This window comes from Acidovorax sp. (assembly GCF_046291265.1).
Taxonomy (GTDB): domain Bacteria; phylum Pseudomonadota; class Gammaproteobacteria; order Burkholderiales; family Burkholderiaceae_C; genus Acidovorax.
The window spans coordinates 14,878-38,860 of sequence record NZ_JBKBTV010000040.1; the positions used below are offsets into that span (position 1 = coordinate 14,878).

Below are 23,983 nucleotides of genomic sequence, written 5' to 3' on the forward strand. Positions count from 1 at the left end.
CGTAGCCACGCCCAAGGCACCGCGGCCCTCAGCCGTCGCTAGAAACCCACATGCCGCCGCAGCCGCCCCTGCGCTTGCCAGAGCGCTCTGCATGCCGAGCTTCGGCGGTTGTGGGCAGCGTCGATGTGTCGCTCTGGCCAGACAATCAGTTCCCCCGCAACATTGCCAGGCCGACACCATGCGTTCCGCTCCTTCTGTGCGCCCCGTTCAGTCCACCGACTACGCCGCTTGGCGCCCGCTTTGGGATGGCTACAACGCGTTCTATGACCGCTTTGGCGCTACAGCCGTGCCGGAACACATCACCCAGACCACGTGGCAGCGTTTTCTGGACGATGCCGAACCCATGTTCTGCCTCGTGGCCCAAGACCCGGCCAACGGCGAACTGCTGGGGCTTGCGCACTATCTTTTTCACCGCAGCACCACCCGCCTGCAGCCCGTTTGCTACCTGAGCGACCTGTTCACCCGCGAAGCCGCACGCGGCCGGGGTGTGGGGCGCGCGCTCATCGACGCGGTGGGCAGCACAGCCCGCGTGGCCCAGTCATCGCGCGTGTATTGGCAGACCCACGAGGCCAATGCCGCCGGACGCTTGCTGTACGACAAGTTGGCGCAGCACCATGGGTTCATCGTCTACGCGCAAGAACTGCGATGACCAAGGTGGAAAACTATAAAAACAATAGCTACTAGCGCTTATCCATCAAGCGCTAGAGGCATATTTTGCTTATATTTTTTGTGCAAGCCACATCAAAACCACGAAGCTGCCCCGTCCACGTTCAAAGGTGCTTGCGCATCGGCTGCGCCACCAGCCCCGCCCAGGCCTGCACCGGGCCCGACGGCTCGTACCCGTTGCGGCGGTAAAAAGCCTCCGCCGTGCGCGTGCTGTCCAAAGACAAGGTGACCACGCCCTCTAGCCGCGCATGGGCTTCGGCTTCGAGCAGCAAGGCGCGGCCTACGCCTTGATGCAAGGCCTCTGGCACCACGTAGCACAGCGCCAGGGTGGCCCGCGTCAGCAAGGCAAAACCCACCATCGCTTGCCCACGGTACGCACCCCAGGCCGTTGCCCCCGGCGCAGCGATCCACACGGCCAGATTCTCGGGGGTTTTGTTGGACAGCCATGCGCCGAGGATGTCGGCGTCGTTGTGGTGGTCGAGGGCGCAGCAGTGGGTGATGGATTGGCGGATGACGGTGCAGGCATCGGCTGCATCATCCGCCACGACCGGGCGGACGGCGGTCAAGTCGGGCGGGGTGGCGGTGGCGGTGCAAGGCATGCGCCATTCTGCCGTCGCGACGTCTACCGCTCAGCGGGTGGGCAGGACCGCGCCCGTTGCATGGTCGCCTCCCACTCCGGCGGCACACAGCCCTGCTCCATCACACACAGGCTCGCACTGGCCAGCGCATGGCGCAGCGCCGTTCTGCACGCGTCGGCCGTCAGTGTTTCAACAAACTGCGCAAAGCTCGCAAGGCTGGCAGCCTCCGCCTGCCGCAGCAGGTGCGCCAGCAGCCCGGCCAGAAAGCTGTCGCCCGCGCCAACGGTGTCAACGACCTCCAACGCTTGCGCTTCTTTGGCAAAACACTGCGCGCCGCTGCGGTGCAACAGCCATGCGCCTTCAGCCCCCAAGGTCAGGGCCAGTAAGTGCGCCTGCGGGTTGGCGGCCAGCAGGTGGCGGGCGCGGGTCAAAGCATCGGTGCCCGGCACGGCCAAGTGGTCCAGGTCTTCGTCGCTGGTTTTGATGATGTGGGCGTGGGCCAGCGCGGCGTGCACCGTGGTGCGGTACGCAGCCAGGTCGGGCATGACGGAGGGACGCAGGTTGGCGTCGACCACCACGCAGCGGCCTGCGGCGCGCTGGGCGGAAAGCCAGGGCAGGTAGATAGCGGTGTCGCGTGCGTCCAGCGCCAGCGCGCCGGTACAGACGAGTTGCAGTGCGGGCAAGGCGGTGCAGGCTTCGATCAGACCCTGGGCAGACACAGCGCGGTCGGCCACGCCCTCGCGGTAGAAGGCGTAGTCAGGGTGGCCGTGTTCATTGAGGTTGACGACGGCCAATGAGGTGACTTGCTGCACGGGCTCAGGCTGGGCCAGCAACACGCCGTCGGCGACCAACTGCGCGACCAACTCGCGGCCAAAGCGGTCGTGCGACAAGGGATTCAGGTACTGCGTGCCCACACCCTGGCGAGCCAACGCGCGGCACAGGTTGTACAGCGCGCCGCCCAGGCACGGCAAGTAGGTGCCCTCGGGGCGGCGGATGAGGTCGATGAGGGCCTCGCCTGCGATGGCGGCGTGGATAGGCGCTGTAGCGCTGGAGGTGTCTTGTGCTGAAGTCATGGAGGCTCTGAAAGGTGCGGACAGTGCGTCAGAACTGCGATTGCAGCGCGGGGTACAGCGCCACAAACCGGGCGTAGCGGTCGGCCAGCAGCGCTTGTTGTGCGGGCTGGGGAGTGAAGGTGGCGTCGGCGGGCAAAGGCTGGCACCAATGGGCTTCGTCACCACCGCAGGCCATGGCGGCCAGGCGGGCGGCGCCCAGGGCGGCTGCGGCGTGTGCGCCGTGCGGGCGTTGCAGCGGGGTGCCCAGTGCACTGGCCAAAAGCTGCGCCCAGGGGTTGCTGCGGGCGCCGCCGCCGACGAAGGCCAAGGCTTCGTCATTCAGACCTGTGGCACCGCCCCACCCTTCCCCTGCGGCGCGCATGGCGTTGAGGCCGTCGAGCAGGCCAAAGCCCACGCCTTCCATCACGGCATAGGCCAGGTCCGCTGCTTCGTGCTCGGCCCGCAAGCCCATGAAGACGCCGGTGGCGGCAGCGTTGTTGTGTGGCGTGCGTTCGCCACTGAGGTAGGGCAAAAACAAGGGCGCCTGGGCCTGGCGGCTTGGTGCCAATGCGCCCACTGCCTCGGAAAGCTGGGCCTCATCGCCCCGCCCCGTGAGCCGCGTGATCCAGCCAAACGCACTCGCAGCACTGAGCATGACCGACATGTGGTGCCAACGCTGCGGCAGTGCGTGGGCAAAGGCATGCACGGCGCGTTCGGTGGCGGGGGCAAAGGCGTTCGTCACGCGGAACACCACGCCCGAGGTGCCCAGCGACACAAAGCCCTGCCCGGCCGTACGCGCGCCCACGCCCACGGCGCTGGCTGCGTTGTCGCCCGCGCCTGCGGCCACGACCACGCCGCCTCCAAGCCCCCAACGGCGCGCTACATCGCTGCGCAGCGTGCCGGTGGGCGCATTGCCTTCGGCCAGGGCGGGCATGTGCGATGTGTCCAGCCCACAGGCCTGCAGCATCGCCGGGCTCCAGGCGCGGGCCTGTACGTCGAGCCACAACGTGCCGGACGCGTCAGACATGTCACTCACCGCGTCACCCGTGAGCTGCAGGCGCAGCCAGTCTTTGGGTAGCAGCACGGTGCGGATCTGGTCGAACACGGCGGGTTCGTGAGTGCGCAGCCACAGCAGCTTGGGCGCGGTGAAGCCGGGCATGGCGAGGTTTCCGGTGATCTGGCGTGACATGGGCACGGCCTGCTCCAGCGCAGCGCACTCGGCGCTGGCGCGGCCGTCGTTCCACAAAATGGCGGGGCGCAGCACCTGGCCCTGTGCGCCCAACACCACGGCGCCGTGCATGTGGCCTGAGAGGCCGATGCCGCGCACCTGTGCCCATGCGGTGGGAACCTGAGAGCGCAGTTGTTCCATGGCCGCTTCAACTGCGGCCATCCAGTCTGCCGGGTGCTGCTCGCTCCAGATGGGTTGGGGGCGGTGCTGGGGCACAGCAGCATCCGCCGTGGCGATGACGGTCTGCGCGTCGTCGAGCAGCAGGAGCTTGACACCCGAGGTGCCTAAATCGATTCCGAGGTACATGGGTAATTCGATGATTCCGTGGGCTGTCGCTGCCGTGAAAGAGGTTGATGTGCGCGATGCGCCCTGGCTTCGACGGGCTCAGCTCGAACGGTGGGGGGATTAGTGGAGGCTTTGGGTGGGAGCCATAGAGTCTGCCAACGCACCCCGCCCTAGCCTCCATCCACGACCGCCGAGGACGTCACACCTTGCCAAACCTTCCAGCACCCTGCTTGCGGTACTCGCTCGGCGTCATGCCTTTGATGTCCAGAAAGCGGCGGTTGAAGTTGGCCATGTTGTTGAAGCCCACGTCGTAGGCGATGTGGGTGATGTAGCGCTCGGTCTCCATGAGCAGCTGGCAGGCGCGGTTCACGCGCACCAGGTTCACAAAGTCGGTAAACGTGTTGCCCGTGGCACGGCGAAAGAAGCGGGAGAAGCGGCTCTCCGTCATGCCCAGCTCTTGCGCCAAATCGGCAGCGGACAAAGGATCTGCGAGGTGGTCGGTGATGCGGCTCACGATGGCATTGATCTGGTCGAGCTGGGTGTCGTTGTCTTCGCTCTGCAGCTGCGTGCTCGACAGCAGGCGAAAGTCGGTACAGCGGGCCAGGTCGCTCAAAAATTCGCAGAAGGCACCAAAGCGAGCCAGCCCCTGGCGCGACTTGATGCGGTGCCAGTGCTCTTGCGCCTGCGCCTCCATCCCAAAAAACTCGATGCCGTGGCGCGCGCGCTCCAGCAGGGGCAACACCTCGCGCAGCTCGGGAATGTTCTCGCTGCTGGCGATCAGGGGAGCGTGCGAAAACTGAATCACCAGATCGCGCAGCGGCACACCCCCCTCGGGCAGGTCCATGCTGATCCAGTTGTGCGGCAGACGTGGCCCCGTGAGCACCAGTTGCCCAGGCTGAAACTGCCCGATCCAGTCCCCCACAAACACCTTGCCCGAGGTGGCGGTGATGAGGTGCAGCTCGTACTCGTCGTGGTAGTGCCATCGCGCCAGCGGGGTGGGAAAACCGTGCGAGAGGCAGCGGATAAAACCCGCCGCCTCGGGGGACTCGTAGCCCAGCTCGGGAAAACGCACATAGTCGTGCTCCAGCTCGGGCTTGGTCTGGCGTGGGGCGATGGGCGTTTTCACGGTCATGGCGGTGGGTAGGCTGAAATTACACCAGCATCAGGCTTTTGTCCGCTCTGCCACAAAGGCCAACACGCGGGCATAGGCTTTGCGCAGGGTTTCCACCAGTTGGGGGTGACTGGCCATCTCACCCCACAGTGTTGTGTCTGCGGCGTAGGCCGCCACAGGGTCGGCAGCATTACAAATAGCATGTGCCACGGCGGGGTCCATGGCCTGGTCCTGGTAGTCGTAGGGGATCTGGCCCGCATGCCAGCGCTGCAGGTAAGCCAGAAACAGCGCGGGCAGCATGGCCACGCTGTCGAACGGCGCATTGCGGGCCAGTTGGTCGCTGATGGTGGGCGCGATCATGCCGGGGATCTTGGAGAACGCGTCCATGGCCACACGCTGGTTGGTGTCGGCGATGGCGGGGTTGCCGAAGCGGTCCAGCACCACGTCGCGGTACTGCTCCAGGTTGATGGGGCACGGCAGCAATACGGGGATCGCATCATCGGTCACGTAGTCATAGGCCATCTGGCGGATGGCGGCGTCGTGCGTGCCTTCGTGGATGTACTGGTAGCCCGCCAGCGTGCCTGCCCAGGCGATGCAGCTGTGGGTGGCGTTGAGCAGGCGGATCTTGGCCTCCTCGTAGGCCTGCACCGAGTCCACCATCTCGACGCCCACCTTTTCCCATGCGGGGCGCCCGGCAATGAACTGGTCCTCGATCACCCACTGGATGAAGCTCTCGCCCATCAGCGCCGCCTTGTCGTCCCAGCCGGTGGCGGCCTTCACGCGCTCGGCCACGTCGGGTGTGGGGCGCGGCGTGATGCGGTCAACCATGGCGTTGGGGCTGCTAGTGTTGGCAAGCACCCAAGCCTTGAGCGCGGCATCGCCCAGCGCGTCGATGAACTGCAGCAGCCCGCCGCGCGAGCGCTCGCCGTTGTGGCGCAGGTTGTCGCAGTTCATCAACGTCACAGGGCCTGCGGCCGCCAACATGCGGGCCCGCAGGATGCAGACCAAAGCGCCATAAATGGTGTGACCGGCCTGGCCCGACTTGACGGCTGCGAGGTCGGCGCGCAGGTCGGCAAAGGTGGGCCAGTCGAGCTGGTTCTGGGCGTCCAGGTAGTAGCCCGCTTCGGTCACGGTGAAGCCGATGATGCGCGTGGCCGGGTCGGCGCCAGCGGCGATCAGCGGCGCCAGATCGTCTTGGTACGAAACGACTCGCTCGATCGACTCGATGACGGTGTAGCTGCGCTCGCCCTGGGGCGTGACGGTTTCCAGCGTGTAGCGTCCGCCCTGGGCCTGCAGGGCGGCGATGGTCTCGGTCATGTCGGGCCGAAGGTTGCCCCCGACGATGGCCCAGTCTGTATCGCCCTGTTGGCGCAGCTGGTGAACGTAGACGGCCTGGTGGGCGCGGTGAAAGGAGCCCAAGCCCAGGTGCAGAATGAAATTCATGGTGCGTTGCACAGATTCAAAAAATGGGGACTAGAGGTCGAAGTTCGTGGGCATCATCACGACGTCGCGAATGGTCATGCCCCGCGGGCGGGTGAGCATGAAAAGCACCACCTCGGCCACTTCGGCGGCCTCGATGAGGCTGCCATTGGCCTTGGCCTCTTCGAGCTTTTCCGCAGGCCAGTCGGCCAGCAGCGACGTGATGACCGGGCCCGGCGATATGGCGCCCACACGGATGCCATGCTTGAACACCTGGCGGCGCACGGTCTGCACGAAGCAGTTCACCGCCCACTTCGATGATGCATACACCGGCTCCCACGGCGTGGGGAAATGGGCCGCCAGCGAGCTGGTGACGATGATGTCGCCCGTGCTACGCGCAATCATGTGGGGCAGCACGTTGTGCACGTTCTTCATCACCACATTGACGTTGAGATTCAGCATGCGGTCGATGGCGTCGGGATCAGCGTCCACCAGGTCGCCGCCCACGTACAGGCCCGCATTGGCGTGAAAGATGTCGAGCTGGCCCGCGATGGCGAGCGTGCGCTCCAGCAGGCAGGCGCATTGCTTGGCATTAAGCAGATCCAGCACCAACGGTGAGGCGCTGGCGCCGATGGCGGCGCAGGCCCTGGCCAGTGCTGCTTCATCGCGGTCGATCAGTACCACGTGTGCGCCCGCATCGGCCATGGCCTTGGCACTGGCGAACCCAATGCCCGAGGCCGCGCCGGTGACTGCAGCCACCTTGCCTTGCAGTGCTTGTCGAAATGCCATGGTGGTCATGCAGCCTGGCGAGCCACAACACGACCGTTGGGGTCAAACCAATGCGCCTCTGAGGCATCAATCTCCAGACTGACCGCGTCACCCGCGCGCAGGCTGGTGCGTTCGGTCTGGCGTGCGACAAACTGCGCACCGCCTGGCGTACCCACGTAGATCAGCGTTTCGGCGCCCAGCGCTTCGACCAGATCCACCTGGCCAGTCACTGGCGTAACGCCGGGGCTGCGCACGGCAATGGTCTCCGGGCGAAGTCCGATACACCCGCCCTCGGCGCCTGCGGGAGCCTGTTGCTGCACCGGCAGTGGCAACTGCAACAAAGGCACCACGTTCATCTGCGGCGTGCCGATGAACTGGGCCACAAACTGGTTGGCCGGGCGGTCGTACAGCTCCAGTGGCGTGCCGACCTGCTCGATGAGCCCGTCGCGCAGCACCACCACGCGGTCGGCCAGGGTCATGGCCTCCACCTGGTCGTGCGTGACGTAGATGGTGGTGGCGCCCAGGTCGCGGTGCAGCTTGGCGATCTCCACGCGGGTCTGGCCGCGCAGCGCAGCGTCGAGGTTGGACAGTGGCTCGTCGAACAGAAACACCTTGGGCGCGCGCACGATGGCGCGGCCGATGGCCACGCGCTGGCGCTGCCCGCCCGACAGCTCCTTGGGCGTGCGCTGCAGGTAGGTGGTGAGGTTCAGGATGGCGGCGGCGCGCTCGACCTTCTCGCGCACGATGGCCGGATCCACCTTGGCGAGCTTGAGCGCGAAGCTCATGTTCTCGTACACGCTCATGTGCGGGTACAGCGCATAGCTCTGGAACACCATGGCCAGGTCGCGCTTGCTCGACGGCTGGTCGGTGATGTCGCGGCCATCGAGCATGAGCGAGCCGCCGTCGATGTTCTCCAGCCCCGCGATCAGGCGCAGCAACGTGGACTTGCCGCAGCCCGAGGGGCCGACGAAGACGATGAACTCGCCTTGCTGGATGGTGAGGTCGATGCCCTTGATGGCGCGGTGCTCACCGAAGAATTTCTCGATGCCGCGCAGTTGAAGGTAGGCCATGGAATCGGGTTCCTGAAAACTTGATTGCGTTAGATGGGAGAGCTGCGCGTTACTTCACGGCGCCAAAGGTCAGGCCTTGCACCAGTTGCTTCTGGCTGAACCAGCCAAACACCACGATGGGCGCAATCGCCATCAGCGAGGCGGCCGACAACTTGGCCCAGAACAAGCCCTCGGGGCTGGAGTAGGACGCGATCAGCGTGGCCAGCGTGCCGGCCTTGGCGGCGCTGAGGTTCAGGCTCCAGAAAGCCTCGTTCCACGACAGCACTAGGCACAGCAGGCCGGTGGATGCCAGGCCGCCCATGCCCAGGGGCAGCAGCACCAGGCGCACCTCCTGCCACAGGGTGGCGCCGTCCATGCGCGCGGCCTCCAGGATCTCGCGCGGGATGTCCTTGAAGTGCGAGTACAGCATCCACACCATGATGGGCAGGTTGGACAGCGCGAACACGATGATCAGCGCCAGTTGCGTATCGAGCAGGTGGCTCTTTTGCGCCAGCACGTAGATCGGCACCAGCGCGCCCACGGCGGGCATCATCTTGGTGGAGAGCATCCACATCAGGATGTCCTTGGTGTACTTGCCTTTGAAGAAGGCCATGGCATACGCTGCGGGCGCCGCCAGCATCAGCCCGACCAGGGTGGACACCACGCTGGTGATGACCGAGTTCTTGGCATACAGCAGGTAGTCGCTGCGCTCTTGCACCTCATGAAAGTTCTCCAGCGTGGGCACAAAGAACAGCTCGGGCGGCACGGCAATGGCCTGCAGCTCGGTCTTGAACGCGGTGAGCAGCAGCCAGCCCAGCGGAAAGAACAGCAGCAGGGCCACGCCCCAGGCGGCCACGGTGCGCAGGGCCAGCATGCCCAGCGGATAGTTGGAACGGCGTCGTGTGGTGGTCATGGTTCGCGCTTGGTTATTTGTCCAGGTTCTTGCCGACCATGCGGATCAGAAACACCGCCGCGATGTTGGCCAGAATCACCGCGAACAGCGCCCCAGCCGAGGCCACGCCCGCGTCAAAGTTGAGCAGCGCCTGCTTGAAGATCAAAAAGGTGACGTTGGTGCTGGCATCGCCCGGCCCGCCCGCTGTGGTGGTGTAGATCTCGGCAAAGATGCTGAGCAAGAAGATGAGTTCGATCATCACCACCACCGCCACCGAACGCGCCAGGTGTGGCACGTACAGATAGCGCAACTGCTGCAGGTAGTTGGCGCCATCCATGCGCGAGGCCTCCAGCTGCTCGTGGTTCATGCTCTGTAGCGCGGTCATGAAAATCAGCGTGGCAAAAGGCAGCCATTGCCACGACACCATGACGATGACCGAGAACAGCGGGTGGTCCGTCAGCCAGTCCACCGGCTGTGCGCCGAAGAACATCCACACCTGCGCCAGCACGCCGTAGATGGGGTTCATCATCATGTTCTTCCACATCAGCGCGTTGACCGTGGGCATGACGAAGAACGGCGAGATCAACAGCACCCGCACGATGCCCCGGCCCGCAAACGGCTCATTGATCAGCAACGCAATCGCAATGCCGAACACCACCGTGATGAGGATCACACTGCCCAGCAACAAGATGGTGTTGAGCACCGCCGTGCCGAACGAGGGGTCGGTGACGAAATACTCAAAATTCTCCAGCCCAGCAAAACCGGTCTGGTCCGGCTGCATCAGGTTGTAGCGGATGAGCGAGAAGTAGATCGTCATCACCAGCGGCACGATCATCCACAGGAAGAGCGTGACCATGGCTGGCGTGAGCAGCAGACGGGGGAGCAGGCGGCGGTTCATGGGAGTCTCGGGAGAATCCGGCTTTGCCAGATGAAATTAAAACCAGCAGCGCAATAGGCGTTCAGTCGGCGTCGCGAGCGGGTTGAGGCAGGGTCGCTGTACCGCAGCCGTACTCTCGTACGGCGAGGAACACCGCCCCCAGATCGGGCTGCGCAGTAGCCGGATGACTGCTTACTTGTAGTAGCCAGCCTTCTTCATTTCACGTTCGGCCGACACCTGGCTGGCCTTCAGCGCCGCATCCACCGTCGTCTTGCCTGCCAGGGCCGCGCTCATCTGCTGCCCCACCGCAATGCCGATGGCCTGAAACTCAGGGATGGCAGCGAACTGCACGCCCACATACGGGCTCTTCGGCAGGGTCGAATCCGTCGGGTTGGCCGAGTCGATGGCGGTCTTCTCCGCCGCAGCGAAGCGGGCTGCCTTCTGGAACTCTGGCGATGCATACGTGCTCTTGCGCGTGCCGGTGGGCACGTTGGCCCAGCCATTGGTCTTGGCCACCAACTGGATGTAGTCCTTGCTGGTCGACCAGGTGATGAACTTCTGCGCGGCATCGACCTTTTTGGAACCGGCGGGAATCGCCAGATTCCACGACCACAGCCAGTTGGCACCCTTGGGCGTGTTCATGGTGGGGGCCTGGGCAAACGCCATCTGGTCAGCCACCTTCGATTGTTTAGGGTCGCTCACAAACGATGCCGCGATGGTCGCGTCGATCCACATGCCGCACTTGCCCGAGTTGGTCAGCGCCAGGATTTCGTTGAAGCTGTTGGCTGCGGAGCCGGGCGGGCCGTAGTTCTTGAGCAGGTCCACATAAAACGTGATGGCTTCTTTCCACGGCTTGGATTCGAGCTGTGGCTTCCACTGCATGTCAAACCACTGACCGCCGAACGTGTTGACCAGCGTGGTCAAAAACGCCATGTTGTCGCCCCAGCCCGGCTTGCCACGCAGGCAGATGCCATACACGCCGTTCTTGGGGTCATGCATCTTGGCGGCCAGGTCCTTGATCTGCGGCCACGTGGGACGCTCGGGCACCTGCACGCCCGCCTTGTCGGCCAGGTCCTTGCGGTACATCAGCATGGAGCTTTCCGCGTAAAACGGCGCCGCAAACAGCTTGCCGTCGATGGACAGGCCGCTGCGCACCGCGGGCAACAGGTCGTCCACATCGTAGGCGGCATCCGTCTTCAGCTCCTGCAGCCAGCCTTTCTTGCCCCAGATGGGCGCTTCGTACAGGCCAATCGTCATCACGTCGAACTGACCGCCCTTGGTGGCGATGTCGGTCGTGACGCGCTGGCGCAGAACGCCTTCTTCCAGCGTCACCCATTTCAGCTTGATGTCGGGATTGGCCTGCTCAAAATTCTTGCTGAGCTTTTGCATCTCGATCATGTGGCCGTTGTTCACAGTGGCAATCACAAGCTCGGTCTGCGCGCTGGCGGCGCCGCACAGCGACATGGTCAGTGTGGTGGCCAGCGCAGCGGCCAGGGCCAGGCGCTTGGGCGCGGCGACACGGGTGGAATGTGGCATCGGAAAAGTCTCCTCGGTAGTTGGTATGGGAATCTGCCTTTCAACACCGGCGCAAGGCATGCGGGCATTGACGGACTGAACGATACCGATGCTGCGATGCCCGATTGGTACTCCCAGAGTCCGCAAAGATACTTTTATGCACCAACAAATCAGGATTTATACCTAGGACTATCAATTGGGTATCTAAAACTCCCTCTGCGTCGGCATTCACCTTGCCTCGGCACGGACGTAGCATGGCATGCCTTCAACTATCAAATTAATAGCTATCTGCGCTTATCCAATAAGCGCAAAGTGGCAATTTGACCAAATTTTTATACCTCAAAGCACTTGCGCGAGGCGAATGCCCGTCCAACAGCCCGGGCGCGCTGGCTTCGCCCAGCAGCTCAGAAGTCCACCGTGGCAGACAGCGTGACCGTGCGTGGACCGCCCACGTACAGCCAGTTTCCGGAGCCGCTGGACCAGTAGTTTCGGTTGAACAGGTTGTCCACGCTGGCCCGCAACACCAGCGGCCGTCCGGTAGCCCGGGTGGTATAGCGGGCTCCGATGTCCCAGCGCGTCCAGCCAGGGATGCTGCGAAGATTGGCAGCGTCCACATGCTGCGGGCTGCTGGAGATCATGCGGGCCGACAGCGTGAGCCCCTGAATGGCCGCCACGTGGTGGTCGCCGCCCAGGTTCAGCTGCCAGCGCGACACGTTCGGCGCGGCGTTGCCGTTGTACGCGCCGCCTTCAGTTTTGGTGAGCTTGGCGTCATTGAAGGTCACGCCGCCCAGCAGGCGCGTGCCCCGGGCCACCTCGCCAAAGACATTCAGCTCGACCCCGCGGTTGCGCTGCTCTGCACCGACTTGGTAGGTGAAAGTGCCATCGCCGTTGGATGCCACCAGCCCACTCGGCTTCTGGATGTGGAACACGCTGGCCGTGGTGCTGAAGCGGCCCCAATCGGCCTTCACGCCCACCTCCCGCTGCTTCGTCCTGACCGGCGGAAACACCTGTCCGGCGTTGGTGGTACCCAGCGGCGCTGAATCGCCCTGGACCAGCCCCTCGATGTAGTTCCCGTAGAGCGACAGGTGCGGCTGGAGCTTGAACACCGCCGCCAGCGCCGGCGTTACCGCATGTTCGTCGTACGCGATGCTGCCGGCCCCGGTGGTAGTGTCGTACTTGAGACCCTTCACACGCTGGTAGCGGGCGCCCAGCGTGACGGCCAGGCGGTCTTGCCACAACGAGACCGTGTCGGACACCGCCACGGACGGCAGTTGCAAGGAATCGGTTTTCGGTGGCCGCGATGAAAACCCGTCGATGGACGGACGTGCGACGGTCGCAGGCGAGTACATGCTGCTTCCGAAGCCGTCGAAGCCGTAGTAGTCCGCCGTGTAGCCGCTGTTTTTCTTCAGGTACGACGCGTGGAGGTTGATGCGGTGCGTGAGCTCGCCGGTACGCACCGTGCCCTGCAGGCCGCCTTGCACGGTGCGGTAGTTCGTCCAGTTGGGCCAGAAGTACGTGGTGGCCTGCGCGTCGCCCTGCACGCTGGTCACGAACACGTCGGTGGAGAGGTACCGCGACCGCGTGTGGCTGCCACCCGCCGCCGCCGAGAGCGTCCAGTCCGGGGTGAGGTCGTACTCGGCCTTGGCCAAGAGGTAGTTGCTCTGCGACCTGGCGAACTCCCAGTCCTGCGCGATGCGGTGGCTGGCCTGGGGCGGCCTGGGGATGGCAATGGCGTCGTCGATGCCAAAGCCCGCAGCGCCTTGTGGCGCTTCGTTGTTCATCGTCTGGTGGCCGACGTCCACCGAGGCCCGCAGCTGCCTGCCCCGGTAGTCAACGGCCAGCGCTGCCGCGCCCAGCTCGACGGACTGGCCTTGGGTGGCGGTCTTTCCGTCACGGTAGACGCCGTTGAAACGAACACCCCATTCGTGCTCGTCCCCGTACCGGCGGCCCACATCCAGATGGCCGCCCAGGTTGCCTTTGGACAAGTAGGTGGTGGTCACGCGGTTCAGCGGCACATCGCCCGCCCGTTTGGGCACCAGGTTGATGGCACCGCCCACCGCACCGCCCGCCCCTGGCGCCATGCCGTTGAGCAGCGCATTGGGGCCTTTGAGCACCTCGACCCGTTCGGCCGCCGCGACGGCCCCCGCACGGTTGGTGGCGATGCCGCCGATGCCGTCGAACAGCACCGAGTCCTGCACCGAGAAGCCGCGGATCAGAAAGATGTCACCCCCTGCGGCGGCGTTCGTCAGGCTGTACGACACAGTGCGCACCGAGGGGTCGTTGGCCAGCACATCGGCCACGGTGATCGCCTGCTGGTCCTGCATGAGTTCGGCCGTGTAGCTGGTGATGTGGAACGGGGTGTCCATCAGGCTCTGATTGCCCAGCACACCGACCCGGCTACCCGTGGCAACCTGGCCGCCCGCGTAGGCGGGCGGCAGATCGCTGGGTTCTGTGTCGGCGCTGGCCGTCACCGTGACGGCGCCCAAGGTCGCGGCGTCGCTGAGCCGAGGCGCCTGCTGCGCGGCAGGCCGCGGCGCCTCGCGCAGGGTGAAGATGCCGCCCGTGGCCTCCCGCAGCTCCAGCCCCGATCCCGCCAGCGCGCGGCGCAGCGCCTCCGGCGCATCCAAGCGCCCGCGCACCGGGGCTGCCCTGCGGCCTTCCATCAGTTGCGCATCGGCGGTGAGCGCCAGGCCCGCCTCGCGTGCGATGCGGTTCAACGTGCCACCCAGCGGACCTGCGGGCAGGTCGTAGTCGCGCGCCGCAGCAGCTGCGGGCGTGGCTGTGGTGACCTGCGCCATGGCTGGCTGCGTGGCCACGGCAGAGGCCGCCAGCGCAAGCAGCAGCGCCGCGGCGCGAGGGTTCAGCGGGAAAGGGAGAACGGCAGAGGGCATGGATCAGGCTCCGTAACGGTCACATCGAAGAAGAGAACAACCGCGCGAATGCACGGTCTCTGTCTGATTGCCGAACGAGCGCGGAAAAGTGAGAGGGGCGTGTGGAAATAAAAAGAGAAATCTGGCGACTGAGCTGGCGTAGCAGCAAGCCAGTGGCGTGTTGCTATGCCTGCCCCCTGCAGTTGCCTGCTGACAGCGCCTTGCCGCACGCGCAGGCTAGATGGACTGCGAATTACTCACTTTTCAATAGCTACCAGCGCTTATCCATCAAGCGCTACAGTGCATTTTCATTCATATTTTTGACTCAACGTTCAGAACGCGGCTCCAACGTGACCCACCACCGGGTCGTCGACACCACATCCACCGGCACCGCTGCGGTCAGCGCCAGCAGGGCTTGGTCGGTGTCGGCCAGCGGCAGCGTGCCCGTGACCCGCAGGCTGGCCACGCGGGGATCGACGCTGAGGCGCCCGGCGCGGTAGCGCGCTAGCGTGGCCACCACGTCACCCAGCGGCTGGTTGTCGACAACGAGCATGCCGTCCTTCCAAGCGTCGGCATCGGGCACGGTGGTGGTCAAAGGCTCCACGCGCCCGCTCACCAGTCGCACGCCCTGCCCTGCGGGCACGATGCGCTCGGCGGCGCAAGGCTCGGGCGCCGCCACGGCACAGGCCGCCGGGCGAGCCGCGACGGCCGACTGGGTGACGGCGACCTCGGTGCCGGCCTGACCGGCATCGCGTTCGGCGTCCGTCTGGGGCCAGCGGCGCACGGTGAACCGGGTGCCCAGCGCGCGGAGACTGCCGTCTTCGGTCGTCACAACGAACGGGCGCTGCTCGAACGGGTCGGAGTGGCTGGTCTCCACGGCCACCTCGCCCTCCAGCAGGCGGATGGCGCGCTGGTCCTGCGTGAACACCACATCCACGGCGCTGCGGGTATTCAGGTGCAGCACGGTCTGGTCGGGCAGCACGATGGTGCGGCGCTCTCCGGTGGCAGTGCGGTGGTCGGCCAGCAAGTGGCCCACGGGTTGAAAGCGGTCCAACAGCAGCACACCGCAGGCCACTGCCAGCGCGAGCCCCAGCACGGCACCGGCTGCGCGCACCGGGCGGCGCTGGCGGCGGTTCAACAGCGCTGCGCGGGCGGCGAGGCCCACTGCTGCGCCACCCGCGCGGGTGAACTGCGCGTCGATCTCGCCCAATTGGCGCCACGCGCGGGCATGGTCGGGGTGGGCTGCCAGCCAATCCGCCAGTGCCTGCCTGTCGGTCGGCGCGGCCGTGTCGTCACGCTCGGGGGCGAGCCGCAGTTGCCAGTCGATGGCGGCGTCAAGCACCGCAGGCGGCACGGGCCGGTCATCTGCCGCCGTGCCGGGCTGGCTGCCATTGCTGCCATTAGGCCAAGTGGCGCTCACGCGGCGCCGCCGAATCGCAGGTGGTAGGCGCGGCGCACGGCGGTGGCCAAATATTGGCGCACGCGAGGGACTGAGACCTGCAGTTGCTCGGCGATTTCTGCATGCGTCAGGCCATCGAGTCGACTCATCAGCCAGGCGGCACGCGTCTTGGGAGTCAGGCCCTGCAGCAGCGCGTCGACCGCCTGCAGCATCTGCACGGCGGCCAGGCGTTCCTCGGGCGAGGGGTGCAGCGGCTCCGGTTGCTGCGCCAAGTCGGCCAGGTAGGCGCGCTGCAGCTCCCCGCGGCGCCAGAAATCCACCAGCAGTCCACGCGCCACGGTGGTCAAGTAGGCCCGGGGTTCGCGCAGCGCGTCGGGCGCTAGGGCCGCCGGGCGGGCGAGCAGGCGCACAAAGGTGTCCTGCGCCAGGTCCGCCGCATCGTCGGCGCAACCCAGCCGCCGGTGCAGCCAGGACTGCAACCACCCGTGGTGATCGCTGTAAAGCGCATGCAGGGGATGGGCGGCGGGCATAGTGCGACTGTTTTTGCGAATGATTCTCGATTATAGAAAATGCATTCGCCCATCTACCCGCCCCGCCGGGGCGCGCAGGCTCAGCGCCGCGCGTTTTCCATCATCGTGACGACGTCGGCAGGCAGGATTTTGGGGGCGCCCTGGTCCTGCACATCCCATTCCTCGCCACCGGTCAGCAACCACACGCGCACCGCGTCCGTCGCGGGGTGGATCACCACGGCGGCGGCCTCGATGCCGCCCGCGTGCGGCCGATTGCCGGTGATGTAAAGCATCGCCCCCTCTTGCCGAAGCGGGCTGCTGACGGCCAGGTTGTCCAGCAGCACGGGGTAGTTGGTAGACCCCAGCAGCCCGCGCAACCGGTCGGCCAGCGGGCCAGTGCGCAGGTAGTCTGTGCCCTCCGTCGGGTAACGACCCACCTGCGCCTGCAAGCCGGGCCAGGGGTTGACCGCCCTGATGACGGTGGCGGGGGTTGACGGACGCCCCCAGCCCCCCGATGCGCCAGATACGCTGGATGTGCCGGTAGCAGTGGGCGCAGTAGGCACGGTGCCTCCACAGCCCGCCAGCAGCGCCAGGGCAAGTGCAGCCAACGTGGCAGAGCAAAGGGAGGCAGGGGCAACCGGGCGCATGGTGTGTGGTGCTTTCTGGAAAGGACTGCGAGACAGGAAGGTCTGCTAGCTTAGCCGGACTGCCAGCTCTCCCGCCCCCCTAAAATCGCGTCTTTCGACTTCCCACCGCCATGACAGAACACGCCCACCCCGTCCGCTCCCAGTACGAAGACTTCATGCGCCATGTGTTCACGCACGGTGTCGAGAAATCCGACCGCACGGGCACCGGCACGCGCAGCGTCTTCGGCCACCAGATGCGGTTTGACTTGAAAGAGGGCTTTCCGCTGGTTACGACCAAGAAGGTGCACCTGCGGTCCATCATTCAGGAACTGTTGTGGTTCCTGACCGGATCGAGCAACAACAACTGGCTCAAGGAGCGCGGCGTCACCATCTGGGACGAATGGGCGCGCGAGGACGGCGACCTGGGCCCGGTGTACGGTGTGCAGTGGCGCAGTTGGCCGACACCCGACGGTGGGCACATCGATCAGATCAGCGACGTGATCCAGACGCTGAAGACCAACCCCGATTCGCGCCGCATCATCGTGAGCGCCTGGAACGTGGCCGAGCTGAACAAGATGGCCCTCATGCCGTGCCATGCGTTCTTCCAGTTCTATGTGGCACCGGCGCAGGAGCCCGGCGGGCGCGGCACGCTGAGCTGCCAGCTGTACCAGCGCAGTGCGGACATCTTTTTGGGCGTGCCCTTCAACATTGCCAGCTACGCGCTGCTCACCCACATGGTGGCGCAACAGTGCGACCTGGACGTGGGTGATTTCATCTGGACCGGCGGCGATTGCCACATCTACAGCAACCACCACGAGCAGGTGCAGACGCAACTGGCGCGCACGCCCTACCCCTACCCCGCGCTGAACATCAAGCGCAAGCCCGACAGCATCTTCGGCTACGAGTACGAAGATTTCGAAGTGCTGGACTACCAGTGTCACGCTGCCATCAAGGCGCCCGTGGCCGTCTGACGAACGCGGAGAGAACGTCATGCCTCTGCACCTCATCTACGCCCGCGCAGCCAACGGCGTCATCGGCAAAGACAACACCATTCCCTGGCACATCCCCGAAGACATGGCGCACTTCAAGCAGCTCACGCAGGGTTGCCCGGTCATCATGGGCCGCAAGACCTGGGACTCGCTGCCGCCGCGGTTTCGCCCGCTACCGGGGCGCACCAACATCGTGGTCACGCGCCAAAGCGACTGGCAGGCCGACGGCGCACAACCCGCCGCCAGCTTGCCCGCAGCCCTGGCGCTGTGCGACGCGCAGCAGACCATCTGGGTGATCGGTGGCGCGCAGATTTATGCCGAGGCACTGCCGCTGGCCGACTGCGTCGAAGTGACCGAGATCGAGCAGGACTTTGACGGCGACGCGGTGGCACCTGCACTCGGTACCGAATGGGTGGCCGCAGCGCGCAGCCGCCATGTCAGCACCAAGGGCTTGCCTTTCAGTTTTGTGACCTATCGGCGGGCCGGGGTTTGACGGACGAGATCAATCCCCTACTTACTCATCTATTGATAGCTACTAGCGCTTATAGATAAAGCGCTAGAGGCCAAAAACATATGCAAATTGCCACCTGGAACATCAACTCCCTCACCGTGCGTTTACCGCAGGTGCTGGCCTGGTTGGCCACCAATCCAGTCGACGCACTGGGGCTGCAAGAGCTGAAGCTGACGGACGACAAGTTTCCGCACGATGCCTTCAAGGAGCTCGGCTATGAAGCGGTGGCTTTGGGCCAGAAGACCTACAACGGGGTCGCCATCCTCAGCCGCCATCCGATGCGCGATGTGGTGCGCAACATCCCGGCGTTTGGCGACGAACAGGCCCGCGTGATTGGCGCCACGCTGGACACCCCGTCGGGGCCCTTGCGCCTGCTCAATGGCTATTTTGTGAACGGGCAAGAGCCTGGGTCTGAAAAATTTGCCTACAAGATGCGCTGGCTGCAGGCGCTGCAAGACATGGTGCGCGCCGAGATGGCGGCCCACCCAGGCCTGGTGCTGGTGGGCGACTTCAACGTTGCGCCGGAAGACCGCGACTCGTACGACCCCGTCGGTTTGCGCGAGACCATTCACCACACCACCGAAGAGCGCAACCACTTCCAGGCACTGCTGGCCTTGGGGCTGACCGACGCATTCCGTATGTTTGACCAGCCCGAGAAAGCCTATTCGTGGTGGGACTACCGCATGCTCGGCTTTCAGAAAAACCGGGGGCTGCGCATTGACCACATCCTGGTGAGCGAAGCGCTCAAGCCCCGTGTGACCGCTTGTGTGGTCGACCGCGTACCGCGCAAAAATCCGCAGCCAAGTGATCACGCGCCCGTGGTGGTGACGATGTCCTGAAGATCCACCGCCTGCGTGGAGACGCGGGTCTCGCGGGCGCACGTTCTCTATGGGCCAAAGGCTAAAAGGCTGAAAGGATTTCTCCTTGCAGCCTTTTTTCTGGCGACGGCAGCAGGCCAATTGTGCTGCTGCGTTTTGCTAGTTTGTTGCTATGCGCAGGTCGCACCCCGGTCGCACTGTGCACTACCCAAGTGCACGGTCACGACAGGCAGGGCGCCCTGCACTACCGCTTAGCGTTGTGGCGAAAAGCCGTCGCGCAGTGCACGCACTTCGTCGTGGTTGCGCTGAGCACCTTGCGATTGGCGTTCCAGCAGCGTACGGATATCAACGGGCAGGTTGGCCTTCAGCGCCTTGCGGTAACGGGCGACTGCTGCGTCTTCACCGCGTTCACACTCTTCCAGAACGGCCTTGTCGTCACTGGTGGACAGGGCGGTCTTGACCGAGACCCAGCCGCGGTGCAACGCACCAGATACGGAACCACCTGATGCGGGGTCACCACCCAGGCGACGGATCTCGTGCTCCAGCTCCACGGCGGCGGCAGCACATTCGCGGGAATGGCGCTGAAAGATCCCCTTCAGCTCGCCGGACTCGGCGTGCTCTGCACACGCATGAAAGCCGTACTCGCCATCGCGGGACGATTCCAGCAGGTCGTTCAGTACATCAACTACGTCGTCGTTGTCCAGAACGTCCATGGGACGGTCGTTGTTCAAGGCAGTACCGGAGGCACGGTCCCAGGCAGCGCGAGTGGCGGGACGCACATCCGTCCAGGCCAGGCCGTCGGTGGCATGGCGGGCGCGCCAGTCATCGGCCAGCCGGGGTTCGACGGCGTCGAAATCGCCCTCGTAGCGGCCTACCGACGACCAACCCAACTCGTATGCAGGGCGGTAATGGTCATAGGTGCGTCCGCCCACAAAGTAAGGCTCGCGTTCATAGTTTTCACGCCAGTAAGCGTCTTCTTCGGTGGGGTTCACGGCTTCGGCGGCGGCCTTGCCGGCCAAGCCACCTGCCACAGCACCCGCCACGCCGCCGATGACTGCGCCCACAGGGCCGCCAAAGGCACCAGCGGCTGCACCAGCTGCGGCGCCACCCATTGCCGCACCCACACCCGTTCCGACAGGATGAGCGCCTGGCTCATTGGTCAAAGGGTCACGGTTGGCATCATTGAAATCCGACATAGAAGGTCTCCGGTTGGTTGACAGTGACTTCATTGTTGAAGCTGTCGCCAGAGCCTTGGGTCGGCACAGGGAGGGCCTGCTTGTAGGACATGGGAACCTGCCCGGCAGTCCGCGCCCACGCACTGGCAGCACGCTGTGATCGAGATCACAGCGGCTGTTCAGCGGGCGCCGATTTTGCAATTTTGATAGCTACTAGCGCTTATCCATCAAGCGCTAGCAGCCTATTTCATGCTTCATCCGGGGCATCCAGCCCCAGTTCCTGGATCTTGCGGGTGATGGTGTTGCGACCGATGCCCAGACGCTGAGCCGCCTCCATCCGGCGGCCATGGGTGGCCAACAAGGCGGTGCGAATCAGCCGCGACTCGAAGCGGCGCGTCAACGCGTCCCACACCTCTGGCTGACCACCTGCCAGCAGCTTTTGCGCCTCGGCTTCCAGGGCCTGCTCCCAGGTGTGGATGGTGCTCGCGGCAACGGCCACAGGCGCTGCGTGAGCATCGGCCACGGACCACGAGGGTGCCCCTGCCAGCACCGCACCCGTCACAGCCGCAGCCGACGCGCCGACCGAAGGAGTGGAAGGCGCCGAAGCCGCAGGGTGAATCCCGCCGACCAGCTCGGACGGCGGTGCCGACACGACAGGCGCCGCATGCGCAGCGGCAGACGCAGCGGCAGGCTGGTCAGCCCGCACCGGCAACTGGTACGTCGGCGCTTCCAGCACTTCGGGGGGCAGGTCTTGCACGGAGATAACTTGCGCGGGCGCCATCACCGTCAGCCAGTGGCAGATGTTCTCTAGCTGGCGCACGTTGCCCGGGAAGGCGAACAGCTCCAACCGGGCCAGGGCCGAGTCGGCAATGCGCTTGGGCTCCACACCCAGCTGCCGCGCGCTTTGCTGCAGAAAGTGGCGGGTCAGCATGGGCACGTCTTCGTGCCGCTCGCGCAGCGCGGGCAAGCGCAGGCGGATCACGTTCAGGCGGTGGAACAAATCCTCGCGGAAGCCCCCTTCCTTCACGCGTTTTTCCAGATCTTGGTGGGTGGCAGCGATCACGCGCACGTGGGCTTTCACGGCCGCATGGCCGCCCACGCGGTAGAACTGGCCATCCGACAGCACACGCAACAGACGCGTTTGCAGGTCAAACGGCATGTCGCCGATTTCGTCGAGGAACAGCGTGCCGCCTTCGGCCTGCTCAAAGCGGCCGCGCCGCTGCGTCTGTGCGCCCGTGAACGCACCCCGCTCGTGGCCGAAGAGTTCGGATTCGAGCAGGTCTTTGGGAATGGCGGCCGTGTTGATGGCCACGAAGGGTCCGTCGGCACAGGGCGAGTGCTTGTGCAGTGCACGCGCTACCAGCTCTTTGCCGGAACCTGATTCGCCCGTGATCAGCACCGTCACTTGGCTCTGGCTGAGTCGGCCGATGGCGCGGAACACGTCCTGCATGGCAGGCGCCTGACCCATCATCTCGGGGGTTTCGGCCTGGCGCTCTTCGGTCACTTCCTCGCGCTGGCTTTCTTCGACCGCGCGGCGGATCAGCTCCACCGCTTTGGGCAGGTCGAAGGGCTTGGGCAGGTATTCAAACGCACCGCGCTGAAAGGCCGATACGGCGCTGTCCAGGTCGGAATACGCCGTCATGATGATGACGGGCAGTCCGGGTTGGAGTTCGCGTACTTTTTCGAGCAGCTGCAGGCCCGAGCCTCCGGGCATGCGGATGTCGCTGACCAGAACCTGGGGGCCTTGTCGTGCGGCATCGCCCGGTGTGATGTCGGCCAGCGCATCGAGCACTTCACGGGGGTGCGTGAAGCTGCGCGTGGGCAGGTTCTCCCGGGCTAGCGCCTTTTCCAGGACGAAGCGGATCGAGGGGTCGTCATCTACTAACCAGATCGGCTTCATATGTTTTTCTTACCTTCCCTGTGGTTGCGTGTCAGGGACCATCGTGCGTTTTTAAGGCAAGGGAATCAGGATACGGAAGTCGGTGCGACCCGGTACGCTGTCGCATTCGATCAATCCATGGTGCCGCTGTACGAAGGTTTGTGCCAACGTGAGCCCCAGCCCTGACCCGCCGTCCCGACCCGATACAAGAGGGTAAAAAATCCGCTCCTTGATCGCGTCGGGCACGCCTGGTCCGTTGTCGATGACATGCAATTCCAGTGCCAGCCGATAGCGCTGGCGACCAAACGTTACTTGTCGGGCCACGCGGGTGCGCAATGTGATCACGGCATCGCCTGCAGCGATGCGGTCTGTGAGGGCCTGGGCAGCGTTCTGCACAACGTTGAGCAGCGCCTGGATGAGCTGGGCGCGGTCCCCCCGAAACTCTGGGATCGAGGTGTCGTAGTCGCGTTGCACCCGAAGGCCTTGCGGATACTCCACCAGCACCAGGGAGCGGACCCGCTCGCACACCTCATGGACGTTGACGTCCCCCACCAGATGGGGGTGGCGGTGCGGGGCCAGCAGGCGGTCTACCAAGCTTTGCAGGCGATCGGCCTCGTGGATGATGACCTGGGTGTATTCGGTGAGCTCGCGGCTTTCCAGCTCCATCTCCAGCAATTGCGCGGCGCCGCGGATACCCCCCAAGGGGTTCTTGATCTCATGGGCCAGATTGCGGATCAGCTCCTTGTTGGCTTGGGCCTGGTCCAGCAAGCGCTCTTCACGGTCTTGGCGGGCTTGCTGCTCCAGGGGCCACAGCTCGACCAAAATTTCGCCCACCTGCTCGGCGTCGGCCACGCTGACGTGCACCGGCACGGGCTCTTGGTGCAGGCGCTTCAGGCTGGCCTCGTAGCGCAGCGCAGCAAAGTCTTTGCCACGAGCCCCTGCAAGCGCGGTTTGCAGCAGCGCGGGGTCGGTAAAAAAGGTAGAAAAATCGACGCCTTCCAGGGTGCGCCGCGACAGGCCCAGCGTGTTTTCCAGGGCGGCATTGGCAAACTGGACGGCGCCGTCTGCACGCAGTACGGCGACCAGGGTGGACATCAGGTCCAGTGAATGAAAACGCTCCGTGCCAGCACCCGGAGCGTCAGGGGCAAAAGAACTCACTTTGGTGATTAATTTGCGGGCAGGCGGGCAAGCTCGCGCTTAATACCTGCGATGTCGCTTTCGCTGCGGGCCACGCTGGCCTTGAGCTCGGCGGTGCGCTCCATGTAGCGCTGGGGATTGCGCAGGTCCAACGCATTGCGCTCTGGCGCGCCGTTGTTGTATTCCTTGGCCAGATCCGCATGGCGGGCTTCGGCTTTGCGCAGCTCGGATTCAAGAATGGAGCGTGCATCGGCGTCACGTGCCTTCTGGTCGTTGTTACTGACGCGTGGTGCGTTGGCCGGGGACGCGGCTGGCGCTGCGCCACCAGCAGGCGCTGGAGCCGCGGCTGCTGTCGCAGGGCGCGTGCCCTGCACGACCGTGACATTGCCGCCCTCCACCAGCTTGCAGCCGCGCTCTTTGGCCTGGGTGGCGTTGTTGGTGTATTCATTGCCGCAGCGGTAAATGCGGTCTTGCGCCCAGACGGCGGGTGCCGATGCGGCGATGACTATCAGGGTGATGAGCGTTTTTTTCATTCGGTTTCCTCGCACTGCCACGCAGGTTTCAGGGGAGTATCCCCCAATCACCACACATCGCCAATTCAACACTTGCACACCCCGGCGGGGCTTTGCT

At 64.9% G+C, this 23,983-nt stretch carries 22 protein-coding genes; 4 read left to right on the plus strand and 18 right to left on the minus strand.

What is annotated here, in order from left to right:
- Positions 1 to 178 precede the first annotated feature (178 nt).
- Positions 179 to 649, plus strand: coding sequence for an N-acetyltransferase family protein (locus ACK41V_RS15290; RefSeq protein WP_409783458.1), 471 nt, complete (start codon positions 179 to 181; stop codon positions 647 to 649).
- A 121-nt stretch (positions 650 to 770) separates the two neighbouring features.
- Here the strand turns inward: ACK41V_RS15290 and ACK41V_RS15295 are convergent, their stop codons facing one another.
- From ACK41V_RS15295 to ACK41V_RS15360, 14 genes are all read right to left on the minus strand, one after another.
- Positions 771 to 1,265, minus strand: coding sequence for a GNAT family N-acetyltransferase (locus ACK41V_RS15295; RefSeq protein WP_409783459.1), 495 nt, complete (start codon positions 1,263 to 1,265; stop codon positions 771 to 773).
- Between the two features lie 23 nt (positions 1,266 to 1,288).
- Positions 1,289 to 2,317: a PfkB family carbohydrate kinase gene (locus ACK41V_RS15300; RefSeq protein ID WP_409783460.1), complete on the minus strand. Its 1,029-nt coding sequence runs from the start codon at positions 2,315 to 2,317 to the stop codon at positions 1,289 to 1,291.
- A 28-nt stretch (positions 2,318 to 2,345) separates the two neighbouring features.
- Complete coding sequence (xylB, locus tag ACK41V_RS15305; RefSeq protein WP_409783461.1) at positions 2,346 to 3,830, minus strand: xylulokinase; 1,485 nt, start codon at positions 3,828 to 3,830, stop codon at positions 2,346 to 2,348.
- Positions 3,831 to 4,008: 178 nt separating this feature from the next.
- The gene (locus ACK41V_RS15310; protein WP_409783462.1) at positions 4,009 to 4,941 is read right to left on the minus strand and encodes a helix-turn-helix domain-containing protein; all 933 of its coding nucleotides are present in this window, start codon (positions 4,939 to 4,941) and stop codon (positions 4,009 to 4,011) included.
- Between the two features lie 30 nt (positions 4,942 to 4,971).
- A complete protein-coding gene (gene dalD / locus ACK41V_RS15315) occupies positions 4,972 to 6,363 on the minus strand; it encodes a D-arabinitol 4-dehydrogenase (protein WP_409783463.1) in 1,392 nt (463 codons plus the stop codon).
- Positions 6,364 to 6,393: 30 nt separating this feature from the next.
- Complete coding sequence (locus ACK41V_RS15320) at positions 6,394 to 7,128, minus strand: SDR family oxidoreductase (protein ID WP_409783464.1); 735 nt, start codon at positions 7,126 to 7,128, stop codon at positions 6,394 to 6,396.
- Positions 7,129 to 7,133: 5 nt separating this feature from the next.
- A complete protein-coding gene (locus ACK41V_RS15325; protein WP_409783465.1) occupies positions 7,134 to 8,177 on the minus strand; it encodes an ABC transporter ATP-binding protein in 1,044 nt (347 codons plus the stop codon).
- 49 nt (positions 8,178 to 8,226) lie between these two features.
- Positions 8,227 to 9,069 carry a carbohydrate ABC transporter permease gene (locus ACK41V_RS15330; protein WP_409783466.1) on the minus strand — a complete coding sequence of 281 codons (843 nt, stop codon included), beginning with the start codon at positions 9,067 to 9,069 and terminating at the stop codon, positions 8,227 to 8,229.
- 13 nt (positions 9,070 to 9,082) lie between these two features.
- The gene (locus tag ACK41V_RS15335; RefSeq protein WP_409783467.1) at positions 9,083 to 9,946 is read right to left on the minus strand and encodes a carbohydrate ABC transporter permease; all 864 of its coding nucleotides are present in this window, start codon (positions 9,944 to 9,946) and stop codon (positions 9,083 to 9,085) included.
- Between the two features lie 171 nt (positions 9,947 to 10,117).
- Positions 10,118 to 11,461, minus strand: a complete 1,344-nt coding sequence (locus ACK41V_RS15340) for an ABC transporter substrate-binding protein (RefSeq protein ID WP_409783468.1) — start codon at positions 11,459 to 11,461, stop codon at positions 10,118 to 10,120.
- 383 nt (positions 11,462 to 11,844) lie between these two features.
- Positions 11,845 to 14,331, minus strand: coding sequence for a TonB-dependent siderophore receptor (locus ACK41V_RS15345; RefSeq protein ID WP_409783469.1), 2,487 nt, complete (start codon positions 14,329 to 14,331; stop codon positions 11,845 to 11,847).
- A gap of 304 nt (positions 14,332 to 14,635) precedes the next feature.
- Positions 14,636 to 15,730, minus strand: coding sequence for a FecR domain-containing protein (locus ACK41V_RS15350; RefSeq protein ID WP_409783470.1), 1,095 nt, complete (start codon positions 15,728 to 15,730; stop codon positions 14,636 to 14,638).
- Positions 15,727 to 16,239 (minus strand): sigma-70 family RNA polymerase sigma factor, encoded by a 513-nt coding sequence (locus ACK41V_RS15355; protein ID WP_409783471.1) that lies wholly within the window; start codon positions 16,237 to 16,239, stop codon positions 15,727 to 15,729. Before ACK41V_RS15355 ends, ACK41V_RS15350 begins: the two co-directional genes overlap by 4 nt.
- Before the next feature lie 80 nt (positions 16,240 to 16,319).
- Positions 16,320 to 16,865: a hypothetical protein gene (locus tag ACK41V_RS15360; RefSeq protein WP_409783472.1), complete on the minus strand. Its 546-nt coding sequence runs from the start codon at positions 16,863 to 16,865 to the stop codon at positions 16,320 to 16,322.
- 110 nt (positions 16,866 to 16,975) lie between these two features.
- Here ACK41V_RS15360 and ACK41V_RS15365 point away from each other — a divergent pair, with 110 nt between their 5' ends.
- From ACK41V_RS15365 to xth, 3 genes are all read left to right on the plus strand, one after another.
- Positions 16,976 to 17,815 (plus strand): thymidylate synthase, encoded by an 840-nt coding sequence (locus tag ACK41V_RS15365; RefSeq protein ID WP_409783473.1) that lies wholly within the window; start codon positions 16,976 to 16,978, stop codon positions 17,813 to 17,815.
- Between the two features lie 19 nt (positions 17,816 to 17,834).
- On the plus strand, positions 17,835 to 18,326 hold the full coding sequence (locus ACK41V_RS15370) for a dihydrofolate reductase (RefSeq protein ID WP_409783474.1): 492 nt from the start codon (positions 17,835 to 17,837) through the stop codon (positions 18,324 to 18,326).
- 80 nt (positions 18,327 to 18,406) lie between these two features.
- Positions 18,407 to 19,183, plus strand: a complete 777-nt coding sequence (gene xth / locus ACK41V_RS15375) for an exodeoxyribonuclease III (RefSeq protein ID WP_409783475.1) — start codon at positions 18,407 to 18,409, stop codon at positions 19,181 to 19,183.
- A 230-nt stretch (positions 19,184 to 19,413) separates the two neighbouring features.
- On the opposite strand, the gene ACK41V_RS15380 is transcribed toward xth, so the two are convergent.
- The 4 genes from ACK41V_RS15380 to ACK41V_RS15395 form a co-directional block, all read right to left on the minus strand.
- Positions 19,414 to 20,358, minus strand: a complete 945-nt coding sequence (locus tag ACK41V_RS15380) for a ferritin-like domain-containing protein (RefSeq protein ID WP_409783476.1) — start codon at positions 20,356 to 20,358, stop codon at positions 19,414 to 19,416.
- Between the two features lie 226 nt (positions 20,359 to 20,584).
- On the minus strand, positions 20,585 to 22,237 hold the full coding sequence (ntrC, locus tag ACK41V_RS15385) for a nitrogen regulation protein NR(I) (RefSeq protein WP_409783477.1): 1,653 nt from the start codon (positions 22,235 to 22,237) through the stop codon (positions 20,585 to 20,587).
- A 51-nt stretch (positions 22,238 to 22,288) separates the two neighbouring features.
- The gene (gene glnL / locus ACK41V_RS15390; protein ID WP_409783486.1) at positions 22,289 to 23,311 is read right to left on the minus strand and encodes a nitrogen regulation protein NR(II); all 1,023 of its coding nucleotides are present in this window, start codon (positions 23,309 to 23,311) and stop codon (positions 22,289 to 22,291) included.
- Between the two features lie 71 nt (positions 23,312 to 23,382).
- Positions 23,383 to 23,886, minus strand: a complete 504-nt coding sequence (locus ACK41V_RS15395; RefSeq protein ID WP_409783478.1) for a hypothetical protein — start codon at positions 23,884 to 23,886, stop codon at positions 23,383 to 23,385.
- Positions 23,887 to 23,983 lie beyond the last annotated feature (97 nt).